The sequence below is a fragment of the Microbacterium sp. AC145 genome (assembly GCF_979258505.1).
On the sequence record NZ_OZ409859.1, the window covers coordinates 2,318,084 to 2,334,098 of the forward strand.

General features: G+C 66.3%; 8 protein-coding genes and 1 pseudogene. 2 read left to right on the forward strand and 7 right to left on the reverse strand.

The genetic code is table 11. The features are described from left to right. Positions 1-20: 20 nt before the first annotated feature. On the forward strand, positions 21-620 hold the full coding sequence (locus ACZZZN_RS11275) for a hypothetical protein (protein ID WP_463505237.1): 600 nt from the start codon (positions 21-23) through the stop codon (positions 618-620). Positions 621-857: 237 nt separating this feature from the next. Here the strand turns inward: ACZZZN_RS11275 and rpoC are convergent, their stop codons facing one another. The 6 genes and pseudogenes from rpoC to ACZZZN_RS11305 form a co-directional block, all read right to left on the reverse strand. Next, the gene (rpoC, locus tag ACZZZN_RS11280; RefSeq protein WP_463505238.1) at positions 858-4,733 is read right to left on the reverse strand and encodes a DNA-directed RNA polymerase subunit beta'; all 3,876 of its coding nucleotides are present in this window, start codon (positions 4,731-4,733) and stop codon (positions 858-860) included. An 86-nt stretch (positions 4,734-4,819) separates the two neighbouring features. Further along, entirely contained in the window at positions 4,820-8,320 is a 3,501-nt protein-coding gene (rpoB, locus tag ACZZZN_RS11285) for a DNA-directed RNA polymerase subunit beta (protein WP_463505239.1), read from the reverse strand. Between the two features lie 220 nt (positions 8,321-8,540). Continuing rightward, complete coding sequence (locus ACZZZN_RS11290) at positions 8,541-10,253, reverse strand: ABC transporter ATP-binding protein (RefSeq protein ID WP_463505240.1); 1,713 nt, start codon at positions 10,251-10,253, stop codon at positions 8,541-8,543. After that, positions 10,250-11,215 carry an ABC transporter permease gene (locus ACZZZN_RS11295; protein WP_463505241.1) on the reverse strand — a complete coding sequence of 322 codons (966 nt, stop codon included), beginning with the start codon at positions 11,213-11,215 and terminating at the stop codon, positions 10,250-10,252. Before ACZZZN_RS11295 ends, ACZZZN_RS11290 begins: the two co-directional genes overlap by 4 nt. Positions 11,216-11,249: 34 nt before the next feature. Continuing rightward, positions 11,250-12,254 carry an ABC transporter permease gene (locus ACZZZN_RS11300; RefSeq protein ID WP_463506588.1) on the reverse strand — a complete coding sequence of 335 codons (1,005 nt, stop codon included), beginning with the start codon at positions 12,252-12,254 and terminating at the stop codon, positions 11,250-11,252. A gap of 86 nt (positions 12,255-12,340) precedes the next feature. Continuing rightward, positions 12,341-14,012 (reverse strand): annotated as a pseudogene (locus ACZZZN_RS11305) (ABC transporter substrate-binding protein). A gap of 166 nt (positions 14,013-14,178) precedes the next feature. Here ACZZZN_RS11305 and ACZZZN_RS11310 point away from each other — a divergent pair. Continuing rightward, complete coding sequence (locus ACZZZN_RS11310) at positions 14,179-15,099, forward strand: sugar kinase (RefSeq protein ID WP_463505242.1); 921 nt, start codon at positions 14,179-14,181, stop codon at positions 15,097-15,099. Between the two features lie 38 nt (positions 15,100-15,137). Here ACZZZN_RS11310 and ACZZZN_RS11315 read toward each other — a convergent pair whose 3' ends face one another. Continuing rightward, positions 15,138-16,010: a MurR/RpiR family transcriptional regulator gene (locus ACZZZN_RS11315; RefSeq protein ID WP_463505243.1), complete on the reverse strand. Its 873-nt coding sequence runs from the start codon at positions 16,008-16,010 to the stop codon at positions 15,138-15,140. Positions 16,011-16,015 lie beyond the last annotated feature (5 nt).

Consider the following 16,015-nt stretch of genomic DNA (forward strand, 5'->3'; position numbering starts at 1 on the left):
CGGAGCGCTACCGTGAGCGCATGAATGCCCGTCTCGCCTCAGGAGCCGCCGCTCTCACCCTCGCCCTGCTCCTCGCCGGCTGCGGCAGCGGTCCATCGGGCGCCGACGGCGATGGCGGCGACAGCGCCTCACCGCAACCGTCGTCGAGCGAGTCGGCATCGGAGACATCCGATCCGACGCCCTCCCCCACTCCGACCTCCACCCCGGTGGCGTTGCCGACGGACTGTCGGGCGATCCTCTCCGAGGATGTGCTCGCGCAGCTCGACGGCATCCCCCTCAACGATGCGAGCGTCGGCCCTTCAGGGGTCGGCGACGACGGGACTCTGACGTGCATCTGGCGCGATCCCCGTGCCGACACCACCAACCTCGTCACGACGATCTCCCTCATGAACCGGGGACCGGCGCTCGACATGCTCAACGCGCTCGTCACGACCGAGGGCTTCAACTGCTTCACCCCCGACGGCGGGACCCGATGCGAGAAGACCTGGCCGAACGAGCAGTACCCCGTGATCGACGGCCGCACCCTGTTCTGGCGCGACGACGTCCTGATCGACACGCGTTACTCGAACCTGGCCCCGGACGGCTACACCTCAAGCATCGTGGCGCACCTCTTCGACTGAACGGTTCACCTCTGTCTGTCTCCCGCTGCCAGCCCGGCGCCTCCGAACCCGAGCACAGCTTCGGATGACGAGCACAACACGCCGGACTGACGGGCCCCGCGACGGCGCGTCGCCACCCGTCTCCGAAGTTGTGCCCGCAAGACAGGCCGCCGCGCCGGCGGCATCCGGACACGAAGAAGGCCCCGGGCGAATCGCCCGGGGCCTTCTCACTCACTCAGTACGTCAGAGCTGAATCAATCAGTTGTACGTACCCGGCGTGATGTCGTCCGTCGAGAACGCGTCGAAGTCGACGTAACCGAAGTCACCGTCAGCGTACGCACCGTCGGATGCGAAGATCCGGTTCGGGTAGCGCTCGCTCTTGGCTTCTTCCGTGGCCTCGACCGTGACGTCGCGGTACTTCGAGAGACCGGTTCCGGCGGGGATGAGCTTTCCGATGATGACGTTCTCCTTGAGACCGACCAGCGGGTCGCGCTTGCCCTGCATCGCAGCCTCGGTGAGCACGCGGGTCGTCTCCTGGAAGGAGGCGGCCGACAGCCACGATTCGGTCGCGAGCGACGCCTTCGTGATACCCATCAGCTCCGAACGGCCGGACGCGGGACGCTTGCCCTCTGCCACAGCCTCGCGGTTGATCGCCTGGTAGCGCTTGAGGTCGACCATCTCACCCGGGAGCAGGGTCGTGTCGGCGTGATCGACGACGGTGACCTTGCGGAGCATCTGACGGACGATGACCTCGATGTGCTTGTCGTGGATCGGCACACCCTGCGAGCGGTACACGCCCTGGACGCCGCCGACGAGGTAACGCTGCACCTCGCGGGCACCCATGACACGCATGACCTCCTTGGGGTCGAGCGTGCCGACCAGGAGCGGCTGACCGACGTTGACGTGCTGACCGTCCTCGACCAGAAGCGTCGCACGCTTCAGGACCGGGTAGATCACTTCCTCGTCGCCGTTGTCGGGCGTCAGGATGAGCCTCTTGGCCTTGTCCGTCTCGTCGATCGTGATGCGGCCATCGGCCTCGGCGATCGGCGACGCGGCCTTCGGCGTACGAGCCTCGAAGAGCTCCTGCACACGGGGAAGACCCTGCGTGATGTCATCTGCAGACGCGGAACCACCGGTGTGGAAGGTACGCATCGTCAGCTGGGTACCGGGCTCACCGATCGACTGGGCCGCGATGATGCCGACGGCCTCGCCGATGTCGACGGTCTTACCCGTCGCGAGCGAACGGCCGTAGCACTGCGCGCAGACACCGACCGCGGAGTCACACGTGAGGACCGAGCGCACCTTGATGCTCTCGACGCCCAGCGCGACCAGCTTGTCGATGAGCACGTCGCCCACGTCTTCGCCGGCAGAGGCGAGGACCTCGCCCTTGCTGTCGACCACGTCGGAGGCCAGGGTACGAGCGAACACCGAGTTCTCGACGTTCGCGTCGCGCACCAGCTCACCCTGCGAGTTCGGAGCGGCGATCGGGAGCTCGAGGCCCTTCGACGTGCCGCAGTCCTCTTCGCGGATGATGACGTCCTGCGAGACGTCCACCAGACGACGGGTCAGGTAACCCGAGTCGGCGGTACGCAGAGCGGTGTCGGCCAGACCCTTACGGGTACCGTGCGTCGCGATGAAGTACTCCGCCACCGACAGACCCTCGCGGTACGAGGAGATGATCGGACGCGGGATGATCTCACCCTTGGGGTTGTTCACCAGACCACGCATACCGGCGATGTTCCGGATCTGCAGCCAGTTACCACGAGCACCCGACGACACCATGCGGTTGATGGTGTTGTCCTCGGGGAAGTTGGCCTTCATGGCGGCCTGGACCTCGTCGGTCGCCTCGGTCCAGATCTTGATGAGCTCCTGACGACGCTCGACGTCGGTCGTGAGGCCCTTCTCGTACTGGGACTGGACCTTCGCGGCCTGCTTCTCGTAGCCCGCGACGATCTCGGCCTTGTTCGGCGGCGTGAGGATGTCGCTCAGGGCGACGGTGACACCCGAGCGCGTGGCCCAGTAGAAACCGGCGTCCTTGATGCGGTCCAGCGACGCAGCCGTCTCGACCTTGGGGTACTCCTCGGCCAGCTTGTTGACGATCTGCGACAGCTTGTTCTTGTCAGCCTGCTCGCGGACGAACGGGTATCCCTTGGGCAGCGTGTCGTTGAAGATCGCCTGACCGAGCGACGCGTCGACCAGACCGTGACGCTCGTAGCCCTCGGGAGCTTCGCCCTCGAGGAACGTCAGACCCGGGATGCGGATGCGGACCTTGGCCTGCAGGTCGAGGGTGCCCTCGTCCTTGGCCAGGATCGCCTCCCCCACCGAACCGAATGCACGGCCCTCGCCGGCTGCGCCCGCCTTGACCGTGGTCAGGTGGTGCAGACCGATGATCATGTCCTGCGAAGGCAGGGTGACCGGGCGTCCGTCGGACGGCTTCAGGATGTTGTTCGACGCGAGCATCAGCACGCGGGCCTCGGCCTGGGCCTCGACCGACAGCGGCAGGTGGACAGCCATCTGGTCACCGTCGAAGTCGGCGTTGAACGCCGCGCAGACGAGCGGGTGCAGCTGGATGGCCTTGCCCTCGACGAGCTGAGGCTCGAAGGCCTGGATGCCGAGACGGTGCAGGGTGGGTGCACGGTTGAGCAGCACCGGACGCTCGCGGATGATCTCCTCGAGCACGTCCCAGACCTCGGGACGGGTGCGCTCGACAGCGCGCTTGGCTGCCTTGATGTTCTGCGAGTGACCGAGGTCGATCAGGCGCTTGATCACGAACGGCTTGAAGAGCTCCAGAGCCATCTGCTTGGGCAGACCGCACTGGTGCAGCTTCAGCTGCGGGCCGACGATGATGACCGAACGGCCCGAGTAGTCGACGCGCTTGCCGAGCAGGTTCTGGCGGAAACGACCCTGCTTACCCTTCAGCATGTCGCTGAGGGACTTCAGGGCGCGGTTGCCGGTACCGGTGACCGGGCGACCACGGCGACCGTTGTCGAACAGTGCGTCGACGGCCTCCTGCAGCATCCGCTTCTCGTTGTTGACGATGATCTCGGGGGCACCGAGGTCGATCAGACGACGAAGACGGTTGTTGCGGTTGATCACACGACGGTAGAGGTCGTTGAGGTCGGAGGTCGCGAAGCGGCCACCGTCGAGCTGCACCATCGGGCGCAGCTCCGGCGGGATCACCGGAACGACGTCGAGAACCATGGCGGCCGGGCTCATGCCGGTCTCCAGGAACGAGTTGACGACCTTCAGACGCTTGATCGCGCGGATCTTGCGCTGACCCTTGCCCTCGGAGATCTGCAGGTGCAGGCTCTCGGCCTCGGCGGCCAGGTCGAACGCCGCGAGGCGACGCTGGATCGACTCGGCGCCCATGTAGGCCTCGAAGTACTGACCGAAGCGGTCCTGCAGCTCGTGGAAGACGTCGTCCTCGGGGCGCAGTGCACCGACCTCGAGGGTGCGGAAGTCTTCCCACACGCGCTCGAGCTTGGCGATCGCCTCGTCGGCACCCTTGCGGATGAGCGACATCTCCTTCTCGGCGGCGTCCTTGACCTTCTTCTTCGCGTCGGCCTTGGCGCCCTCCGCCTCGAGGGAAGCGAGCTCCTCCTCCAGGCGAGCCAGGCGCTCGGCGATCTTCGCGTCGCGACGGTCTCCGAGCGTCTTCAGCTCGAGACGGATGTTGTTCTCCTGCGTGCCCAGGTCGCGGTGACGAGCATCCTCGTCGACCGAGATGACCATGTAGGCGGCGAAGTAGATGACCTTCTCGAGGTCCTTCGGCGCCATGTCGAGCAGGTAGCCGAGACGCGAGGGAACACCCTTGAAGTACCAGATGTGGGTGACGGGAGCGGCGAGCTCGATGTGACCCATGCGCTCACGACGGACCGAGGACTTGGTGACCTCGACGCCGCAGCGCTCGCAGACGATGCCCTTGAAGCGGACACGCTTGTACTTTCCGCAGGCGCACTCCCAGTCGCGGGACGGGCCGAAGATCTGCTCTCCGAAGAGACCGTCCTTCTCCGGCTTCAGGGTGCGGTAGTTGATGGTTTCAGGCTTCTTGACCTCGCCGTACGACCAGGCGCGGATGTGATCCGCGGTCGCGAGACCGATGCGAAGCTCATCGAAAGTGTTTGACTCGAGCACAAATTCTCCTGTGTAGGAATTCTTCTGAAGAAATCGGGGGCTTCGACAGGCTCAGCAACCCAGGGGTTCCTGAGCCTGTCGAAGGGTTAGATCTCGTCGATCGAGGCGGCCTCGAAGCGGCTGGAGATGTTGATGCCGAGCTCTTCCGCTGCACGGAAGGCCTCGTCGTCGGTGTCACGCAGGTTGACGAGCGTGCCGTCGGCCGAGAGGACCTCGACGTTCAGGCAGAGCGACTGCATCTCCTTCATGAGCACCTTGAAGGACTCGGGGATGCCGGGCTCCTGGATGTTCTCGCCCTTGACGATCGCCTCGTACACCTTGACGCGGCCGAGGATGTCGTCGGACTTGATCGTGAGGAGCTCCTGGAGCGCGTATGCGGCGCCGTAGGCCTCGAGGGCCCACACCTCCATCTCACCGAATCGCTGGCCACCGAACTGCGCCTTACCACCGAGCGGCTGCTGGGTGATCATCGAGTACGGACCCGTCGAACGCGCGTGGATCTTGTCGTCGACCAGGTGGTGCAGCTTCAGGATGTACATGTAGCCCACCGAGATCGGCGCCGGGAACGGCTCGCCGGAGCGGCCGTCGAACATCTGGGCCTTTCCGGTGGAGTCGATCAGACGGACGCCGTCGCGCGTCGGGATGGTCGCGTCGAGGAGACCGGCGATCTCCTCCTCGCTCGCACCGTCGAACACGGGGGTGGCGACCTTGGTGCCGGGGGCGGCTTCGAAGGCATCCTTCGGAAGCTTGGTAGCCCACTCCGGGGTTCCCTCGACCTTCCAGCCCTGCTTCGCGATCCACCCGAGGTGGGTCTCGAGCACCTGGCCGAAGTTCATTCGACCCGGGATACCCAGCGGGTTCAGCACGATGTCGACCGGAGTTCCGTCCGCGAGGAACGGCATGTCCTCGATCGGGAGGATCTTCGCGATGACACCCTTGTTGCCGTGACGACCGGCGAGCTTGTCACCCTCGGTGATCTTGCGCTTCTGGGCGATGTAGACCACGACGCGGCGGTTGACGCCCGAGCCGAGCTCGTCGTCGCCGTCTTCGGCGTTGAACTCCTTGACGGCGATGATCGTGCCCTGCTCACCGTGGGGCACCTTGAGAGAGGTGTCACGGACCTCGCGGCTCTTCTCGTTGAAGATCGCGCGGAGCAGACGCTCTTCCGCCGACAGCTCGGTCTCGCCCTTCGGCGTGACCTTGCCGACGAGGATGTCGCCGGGGCGGACCTCGGCGCCGATGCGGATGATGCCGCGCTCGTCGAGATCCTTCAGCAGCTCGGGGCTGACGTTGGGGAGGTCACGGGTGATCTCCTCCTTGCCCAGCTTCGTGTCGCGGGCGTCGACCTCGTACTCCTCGATGTGGATCGAGGAGAGGGTGTCGTCCTTCACCAGGTCCTGGCTGAGGATGATCGCGTCCTCGAAGTTGTAGCCTTCCCACGTCATGAACGCGACGAGGAGGTTCTTACCGAGTGCGAGCTCGCCGTTCTCGGTGGCGGGACCATCGGCGATGACCTCTCCGACCTCGACGCGGTCGCCCTCGTTGACGACGACCTTCTGGTTGTACGACGTGCCCTGGTTGGAGCGGTCGAACTTGCGCAGGTGGTAGTCCTGCGTTCCACCCTCGTCGAGCATGACGGTGACGCGATCCGCAGAGACCTCGGTGACGACACCGGCCTTCTCGGCGGTGAGCACGTCACCTGCGTCGATGGCGGTGTAGCCCTCCATACCGGTTCCGACGAGCGGCGAGTCGCTGCGGAGCAGCGGCACAGCCTGACGCTGCATGTTGGCACCCATGAGGGCGCGCTGTGCGTCGTCGTGCTCGAGGAACGGCACGAGCGAGGTCGCGACCGACACCATCTGGCGCGGCGAGACGTCGATGTAGCCGATGTCCTCCGGGAGGAACATGTCGACCTCGCCGCTGCCGCCCTTGGGGCGGGCCAGGACGTGGCTCTCGATGAAGCGACCGTTCTTGTCGAGCGGGGCGTTGGCCTGCGCGATGTTGAAGTCGACCTCTTCGGAAGCCGTCAGGTAGTCGATGTCCTCGGTGACGACGCCGCCCGTGACCTTGCGGTACGGGGTCTCGATGAAACCGAACGAGTTGATGCGCGCGAAGGTCGCGAGAGCACCGATCAGACCGATGTTCGGGCCTTCAGGAGTCTCGATGGGGCACATGCGGCCGTAGTGCGACGGGTGGACGTCACGGACCTCGACACCTGCGCGATCACGGCTCAGACCACCGGGGCCGAGAGCCGAGAGACGGCGCTTGTTGGTCAGACCCGCGAGCGGGTTGTTCTGATCCATGAACTGCGACAGCTGCGAGGTTCCGAAGAACTCCTTGATCGCGGCGACGACGGGGCGCACGTTGATCAGGGTCTGCGGCGTGATCGCCTCGATGTCCTGCGTGGTCATGCGCTCGCGAACGACGCGCTCCATGCGGGAGAGACCGGTGCGGACCTGGTTCTGGATGAGCTCGCCCACCGCACGGATGCGACGGTTGCCGAAGTTGTCGATGTCATCGGTCGCGATGCGGATCTCGGCCTGCTTGCCCGAGCGGATGCCGTCGAACGTGTCGACACCGGCGTGCAGACGGACGAGGTACTTGATCGTCGCGACGATGTCGTCGACGGTCAGCACCGAGTCGGTCAGCGGCGCGTCGAGACCCAGCTTGTGGTTGATCTTGTAACGACCGACCTTGGCGAGGTCATAGCGCTTCGGGTTGAAGTAGAAGTTGTCGAGGAGCGCGCGGGCTGCCTCTGCGGCCACCTGCTCGCCCGGACGCAGCTTGCGGTAGATGTCGCGAAGCGCATCTTCCTTCGTGACGATGGTGTCCTTCGCCAGGGTCTCCTCGATGGAGGGGAAGCCCGAGAACTCGGCGAGGATCTGCTCGCTGGTCAGACCGAGCGCCTTGAGGAAGACGGTGACGGACTGCTTGCGCTTGCGGTCGATGCGCACGCCGACCTGGTCGCGCTTGTCGATCTCGAACTCGAGCCATGCGCCACGGCTCGGGATGACACGCGCCGAGACGATGTCCTTGTCGGACGTCTTGTCGGGGGTCTTGTCGAAGTAGACACCGGGTGAACGAACCAGCTGCGAGACGACGACGCGCTCGGAACCGTTGATGATGAACGTTCCCTTGTCGGTCTGCAGCGGGAAGTCGCCCATGAAGACCGTCTGGGTCTTGATCTCGCCCGTGAGGTGGTTCATGAACTCGGCCTCGACGTACAGCGGAGCAGCGTACGTCTTGCCACGCTCCTTGCACTCGTCGATCGAGTACTTCTCCGGCTCGAGGTACGGGTTCGTGAACGAGAGCTGCATCGTCTCGCCGAGGTCCTCGATCGGAGAGATCTCCTCGAAGATCTCACCGAGCCCGGAGACCTGGTTGACGTCGGTCCGGCCGGCGGCGTTCGCCTCGGCGACACGGGCCTTCCAGTCGTCGTTTCCGACGAGCCAACCGAAGGACTCGGTCTGCAGAGCGAGAAGGTCGGGGACCGTCAGCGTGTCGGAGATCTTCGCGAACGAGAGGCGGGATGCTCCGCGTCCGTTCTTGGTGGTGGTGGATGTGGATGCGTTGGGAGCAGCAGCCAAGGGAATAACCTCCGTGAGCCCCGCAGGGCTTCTCGATTCCTTTGTCGTCAGGTGGAGTGTGCGCTCACATGCTCAACGAGATGCCGACCACCATATGAGGGCACGGAGAAGTGAGCGCAACTACCAACTATAGACGGGATATCGCGACATGGCAAGTTCAATCCTTGACCTTCTTCGGACGCTGCGGTAATGGCGCCCGAAGAAGGTCGGAATCGTGTCGTCAGGATGCGATGTTGAGTTCGTTCCCGGGGATCGATGCCAGCAGTCGTCGCGTGTACGGGTCGCGCGGATTCGTGAAGATCTCCTCCGACGACGCCGCCTCGACGAGCGATCCGTCCTTCATCACGCACACGTAATCGCTGATCAGGCGCACGACCGCGAGGTCGTGCGAGATGAAGAGGTAGCTCAGCCCGTACTCCCGCTGCAGGTCGCCGAGCAGCGTCAGGATCTGGTCCTGCACCAGCACGTCCAGGGCCGACACGGGCTCGTCGCACACGATCAGCTCGGGTGAGAGTGCGAGCGCCCGCGCGATAGCGACGCGCTGCCGTTGCCCACCCGACAGTTCGGACGGGTACCGACGCAGCATCGACTGCGGAAGGGCCACGTCGTCGAGCAGCTGACGGACGCGCGTGCGCCGGTCGGCACTGCTCCCCCGCTTGTAGAAGTCGAGCGGCTCCGAGATCAGGCGTTCGATCGTGAACATCGGGTTCAGGCTCGAGTACGGATCCTGGAAGATCGGCTGCACCTTCTGCCGGAAGTCCCGCGTCTCGGCGCGGGTGAGCGAGGCGACGTCCTTGCCCTCGTAGCGGATCAGTCCGCTGGTCGGCTCGATGATCTTCAGCAGCATCCGCGCCGTGGTCGTCTTGCCCGAACCGGACTCGCCCACGATCGCGACCGTCTCACCGCGAGGGATCGCGAGGGAGACGTCGTTCACCGCGACGAAATCCTCCTTCTGCCCCCGTACCGGATACACCTTGGTGAGGTTCTCGATCTCGACGATGTTGTCGGCGGACGCGGGCGCGGCGTCGGTCGCCACGGCATCCGACGAATTCGCGGTGTCCACCGGCTGAGCAGGACGCTCCTCGACCAGGAAGGCCTCGGGCCGCAGTCGTGCTGCCGCCACCGACGGCGCTGCCTTCACCAGAGACTGGGTGTACGGGTGCTGCGGCGCCTCGAGGATCTGCTTGGCAGGCCCCTGCTCGACGACCTTGCCGCGGTGCATCACGATGACGCGCTCGGCGCGCTCGGCCGCGAGCCCCAGGTCGTGCGTGATGAGCAACACGGCCGTTCCGAGCTCCCGCGTCATCGCACCGATCTGATCGAGGATCGTCTGCTGCACCGTGACGTCGAGTGCGCTGGTCGGCTCGTCGGCGATCAGCAGACGAGGCTTGCACGCCAGACCGATCGCGATCAGGGCGCGCTGGCGCATGCCGCCGGAGAACTCGTGCGGATACTGCTTCGCACGCTTCTCCGGATCCGGCAGGCCCGCGGCGGTGAGCGCCTCGACCACCTTCTCGTGCACGTTCTGCCTCGTGGCGAGTCCGTGCGCGAGCAGGGTCTCGGCGACCTGGGTGCCGACCTTCGCGACCGGGTTCAGGTTCGACATCGGGTCCTGCGGCACGAGTCCGATGTCGCGTCCGCGGATCGCGCGCAGCTCGCTCTCGGGGGCGCGGGTGATGTCCTTGCCATCGAGGCGGATGCTGCCGCCGGCCACGCGCCCGCCTCCGGCGAGCAACCCGATGATGGCCATCGCAGTCGTCGACTTGCCCGACCCGGACTCCCCCACGATCGCGACGGTCTGCCCCGGAGCGATCTCGAGATCGACGCCCTCGACCGCGTGGACGACGCCGTCCATCGTGGCGAAGTCGACGGCGAGTCCCTCGACCGACAGCAGCGGCGCGTCCGGGTTCCGATTCTCTTTCGCAGCGTTCATCGTGCTCTCGTCCTCGGGTCCATGGCCTCGCGCAGCGCCTCACCGAACAGGGTGAAGCCGAGCGCGGTGACCGCGATGCAGATGCCGGGCAGGAATGCCAGCCACGGCGCGATGGCCAGCTCAGCCTGGGCGTAGGTGAGCATGCGCCCCCACTCGGCCGTCTCGGGACGCCCGCCGCCGAGTCCGAGGAACGACAGCGCGGCCGCGTCGATGACGGCGGTCGCGAGAGTCAGCGTGCCCTGCACGATGACGGGCCCGATGGCATTGGGCAGCACGTGCGACATCGTGATGTGACCACGGCCGAGGCCCAGCGTCTGCGCCGAGAGCACGTAGTCGCTCGATCGTTGCTGCAGCATCGACGCCCGCAGCAGACGCGCGAAGATCGGCACCTGCGACGCACCGATCGCGATCATCACCGCGAACGGTGTCTGACCCAGGATCGCGGCGATCGAGACCGCCAGCAGCAGGTTGGGCACCGAGAGGATGATGTCGACGATGCGCATGATGAGCGTGTCGACCCAGCCGCCGAAGGTGCCGGCGAGCAGCCCGAGGATCATGCCTCCGACCAGTCCCAGCGCCGTCGAGATGACACCGATCAGCAGCGATGCTTGCGCACCCCAGATGAGCTTGGAGAGCACGTCGCCGCCGAAGCGGTCGAGACCCAGCGGGAACTCCGGCAGCTCGCCGGGGCCGGGGATGTGCGTCGGCGTGATGTACTTCGCGCCGGGCAGCGCCGTCTCGGGGTACGGCGCCAGCACCGGAGCGAGAACCGACACGAGCACGAACAGCAGGACGATTCCGGCACCGACCCAGGCGGTGGGATTGCGGCGGAGGCGACGGAACACGTCGTGCCAGAATCCGCCTGGCCCCTCTTTGAGGCCGGCCTGGCCGACCGCGACGGTGTCGACGAGCTCGCCGCTCGCCGCCGACGGGCCCTGTGCGGGTGGGAGCGAGATGGTCATGACGCCACCCCCTTTCGGAGAACGAGACGGGACATCACTGCACCCGCACTCTCGGGTCGATGAAGCTGTAGGACACGTCGACCGCCAGGTTGATCAGCGCATAGGCGATCGCGATGAAGATGATGAACCCCTGCAGCACCGGGAAGTCCCGTGTGAAGATCGCCCTCGCGAGGAAGGAGCCGATGCCGGGGAACGCGAAGACGGTCTCGGTCAGCACCGCCCCGGAGATCAGGAGCCCGGTCTGAAGGCCGATGGTCGTGATCACGGGCAGCATCGCGTTGCGCAGGATGAACCGGCTCCGCAGCGTCGATGATCCGACGCCCTTCGCCCGGCCGGTGCGCACATAATCCGCGTTCTGAACCTCCAGGACGCTGGCCCTGGTGATGCGGACGATGATCGCGAGCGGGATGGTGCCGAGCGCGAGCGCCGGCAGCACGAGGTGCATGAGCGCGTCCCACGAGGCGTCGAACTCGCCGGTGATGATGCCGTCCCATACATAGAAGCCGGTCGGATGCGTGGCATCTATTCGCGGGTTCTGTCGGCCGTCCGACGGCAGCCAGCCCAGCTGCACCGCGAAGACGTACTTCAGGATGAAGGCGAGGAAGAACACCGGGATCGTGATGCCGATCAGGCTCAGGACCACCGACGCATGGTCGGTGAATTTACCGTGACGGCGAGCCGCCCAGTATCCGAGAGGGATGCCGATGCCGACGGCGAAGATGAGCGCGAGGACGCTCAGCTCGATCGTCGCGGGGAACCGGCGGAAGAACTCTTCCGTGACGGGCCGGTTGGTCTGGATCGATGTGCCGAAGTCACCCTGCAGCAGGCGGCCGACCCAGATGAAGTACTGCTCGATGATCGGCTTGTTGAAGCCGTAGAGCTCGTTGACCCTGGCGATGGCGTCCGGAGTGGCCTTCTCACCGAGAAGAGCCACGGCGGGACCGCCCGGCAGGGCCCTGACCCAGGCGAACAGCAGGATGCTGAGGCCGATCAGGGTGGGAATGAGGAATAGCAGTCGTCTGCCGATGGTGCGCAGCAAGAGGTCTCCGTTGATCAGAGGCGACACCGTCCCGGGTCCTCGCGCGCGGCGCGCGAGGACCCGGGAGGCATCTCAGTCGGTCAGACCTACTCGGTCAGGACGATGTCAGTGAAGACCTCGTCGTTCACCGGGCTGGCGGGGTAGCTCTCGACACGCGGGTCGAACGCCAGGGTCGGCGCCGGGTGAGCCAGCGGCACACCCGGGATGAACTGAGCGACCATCTCGTTGATGTCCTCGTAGAGGGCCGTCTGGTCCTCCAGGCTCGAGACGCCGCGCGCCTCGTTCAGCTTCTCGAACAGCTCGGCGTTGTCGAAGCCCCACTCCGAGCTCTGCTGGCCGAAGAAGACGCCGACGAAGTTGTCGGTGTCGTTGTAGTCGCCGGTCCAGCCGAGCAGGTGGATTCCGTGGTCAGCCGTGCCGGTGGTGCGGTCCAGGTACTCGACCCACTCCTCCGAGACCGGTGTCGTCTCGACGCCGACCTCGGCGAGCTGCGACGAGAGGACCGTGAAGATCTGCTCGGGGTCGGGCATGTACGGACGCGAGACGTTGACCGGGTAGTTGAAGTCGAGCTTCAGCGGGTTGGCCTCGGTGTAGCCGGCCTCGGCGAGCAGCGACTTGGCCTTCTCGGGGTCGTAGTCGTAGGTCGTGACATCCGGGTTGTATCCGTTGACCGTGTCGGGCACGAACTCGATCGCCTTCTCCGTGCCCTCGGGCAGGACCTGGCTGATCAGCGCGTCCTTGTCGACCGCGTACGACAGCGCCTCACGCACCTTGGGGTCCTGCAACTCGGGGATCGCCTGGTTGAACGCGAGGTAGAGGATCGTGAACGGAGGGCGCGACACCATCGTGAAGCCGTCGTCCTCGAGCGCCTGGGTGTCGGCCGGGCCGACGAGGTCGTACCCGTCGATCGAGCCGGACTCGAGAGCCTGGCGGCGTGCGGTGGGGTCGTCGATCGTGCGGAAGATGATCTCGTCGATCTGACCTGCGTCGCCCCAGTATCCGTCGTATGCGGCGAGCGTGACCTGCTCGCCCGGCGCCCACTCGTCGAACTGGAAGGGACCGGTGCCGACGGGGTGACCCATCGCGTACTCGGAGAGCACGGGGGCCTCGGCGGAGCCGCTCACGTCGTCAGCTCCGAACTCCGACAGCGCAGAGGGGCTCTGCATGCCGAACGACGGCAGCGAGAGAGGCGATGAAGCCGGCGAAGGGCTTGTTCAGCTCGACCGTGACCGAGTAGTCACCGTCCGGCGTGCAGGACTTGTAGACGGCGTCGGTGGGGTTGTCGGCATAGCCCTTGAAGAGCTTGTTGTAGTAGTAGCCGAAGGCCTCGGAGGCCGCGAGGCCGGTCCAGTTGTACCAGCGGTCGAAGTTCGCGCACACGGCCTCGGCGTTGAACGGGGTGCCGTCGTGGAACGTGACGTCCTCCTTCAGCGCGAAGGTGTGGCTCATGCCGTCTTCCGACGACTCCCACGACTCGGCGAGCAGCGGCGCCGGGTCGGCCGTTCCGGGCTCCGTGCCCACGAGCCCCTCGAAGATCTGCCGCGAGACGCGGAAGCTCTCGCCGTCCTGCGCGAACGCGGGGTCGAGGCTGGCCGGGTCGGAGGACGCGGCGAACACGAACGTGCCGTCGACATCGCCCGAGCTCTCGGCGCCGTCGTCGCCGCGCTCGCTGGCGACGCACCCCGAGAGGACCAGCGCGGCGAGTGCCGCCCCGGATACGGCGAGGAGCCCTCGCCGACGCATGACTGTGTGGTGCATTGTGTGACCTTCCTGTCGAGCGCTGCTGTGCGCGATCCGGAGACGTCTTCGGGTCCGGACGGTGATTCCTCGAAACTACCCAGTGCGCGAGGCGATGCCAAACACCTGGAGGTTTCATTCGTGTTACGGATGTCCGGCCGTCCGGCGATCCGGTAATCTCCAGAGCGTGCCCGACACATCCCCCCTCGCCGTCTGCCTCGGCGAGGGACTCGTCTCGTTCCTCCCGGCCGTCGCCGGTCCGCTCGAAGACGTGCGCACCTTCCATCGCTCCCTCGCGGGGGCCGAGTGGAACACGGCGATCGCGCTGGCATCCGCGGGCGTCAGGGCGGCGGTGGTGTCACGCGTGGGCGGTGACGGATTCGGACGTTTCCTGCGCGCAGAGCTTCGCCGGCACGGTGTGGACGACTCGGCGATCCAGGTCGATCCCCACGCGCCCACGGGCCTCTACGTGAAGGAACTCGCGCCGCTGACCGACGGGTCCGTCGGCGGCAGGATGCACTACTACCGCGGAGGGTCGGCCGCCGCGGCGATGTCGCCCGCCATGATCGCCGATCCGACAGTCGCGCGCCTGCTCGACGCGGCCGCAGTCGTGCACACGACAGGGATCACCCCTGCACTGTCGGCGACAGCGCACGCCGCCCAGGACGCCGTGTACGCCCTCCCCCGTGGATCACGGATCCTCAGCTTCGATGTGAACTGGCGTCCGGCGCTGTGGCGCGGACGCGAAGACGAGGGCCGTGCCGTGATCGCCGACTTCGCGCGCCGCGCCGACGCCGTGTTCTGCACCGCCCCTGACGCGGAGGCCGTGTTCGGCACCTCGGACCCCGACGATGTTCGCGCTCTCATCGCCGAGCCTCGCCATCTCATCGTCACGAGTCCGAGAGGCGCGACGGCCTTCGACGGAATGGAACGGATCGAGAGTTCTGCGCTCGATGTGCCCGTCGTCGAGACGATAGGGGCGGGAGACGCGTTCGCGGCGGGATTCCTGGCCGGCATCCTCAGCGATCTGTCGCTCACGGGCAGCCTCGCCCGCGCGCATCGCATCGCGACACGAGCGCTCCGCAGCACGCGCGACCACATCGACTGAGCTCCCGTGCCGGCGGCCGCAGACGCCGCCCGGAGGAATCAGCGAGCGGGGCGGCGGCGCGGAGCAGCAGCCTCGTGGGTGAGCTGCAGGGGTACCGAGACAGGCTCTCCCCTGTGCTGCACGACACGGACGAACAGGATGTCGACGAGAGCGAGCTGGGCGATGCGACTCGACATCGCCGCCATGCGGAAAGGCGACTCGTGCGCATGCGTCAGCAGTGCGACGTCAGCGGCGAGCGCGAGAGTGGAATCGCCTGCACTCGTGATGGCGACGGACAGCGCGCCCGCGTCTCGACCGACCTCGAGAGCTCGCACCACCTCCGCCGTCTCGCCGCCGTGCGAGAAGCCGATGACCACGTCCTGCGACGAGCGCAACGACGCGGTGGTCACGGCGAGATGGGGATCGGCGGAGTGCGCCACCGAGCATCCGATCCGGGCGAGCTTCTGCTGAAGGTCCTGTGCGGTGAGCGACGAGGCCGCCTGGCCGAACAGGTCGATGTGGCGTGCCGCCACCAGGGCGAGTGCCACGCGATCGAGGGCGGATGCATCGAGCCCCCGGGCGGTCTTCTCGATCGCATCGATCTCCTGCGCGGCGATCTTCGCGGCGATCGCCGCGGGTTCGTCATCAGGGCTGATCGCCGTGGTGTCGAGTCCGAAGCGCGCCTGCTGCGCCTGAGCCAGCGTGACAGTGCGTGCGACGGCCACGCGGAGTTCTCGATATCCGCTGAACCCGAGCGACTGCGCGAAGCGGGCGACGGTCGACAGCGATGTGCTGCACAGCCGTGCCAGGTCGTTGATGGCGAGGTCGACCACCAGCGTGGGATCGCCGAGAATCGTCTCGGCGACCTTGGCTTCCGCCGCGCTCAGGCGCGGTACGGCTCGGCGTACCAGTGCGAGAACATCAGCATCCACGATGC

What these genes read in the sequence shown, in the direction of transcription:
- ACZZZN_RS11275 (WP_463505237.1), top strand. Translation starts at nt 21, where the DNA reads ATGAATGCCCGTCTCGCCTCAGGAGCCGCCGCTCTCACCCTCGCCCTG.
- ACZZZN_RS11295 (WP_463505241.1), bottom strand. Translation starts at nt 11,215, where the DNA reads ATGACCATCTCGCTCCCACCCGCACAGGGCCCGTCGGCGGCGAGCGGC.
- ACZZZN_RS11290 (WP_463505240.1), bottom strand. Translation starts at nt 10,253, where the DNA reads ATGAACGCTGCGAAAGAGAATCGGAACCCGGACGCGCCGCTGCTGTCG.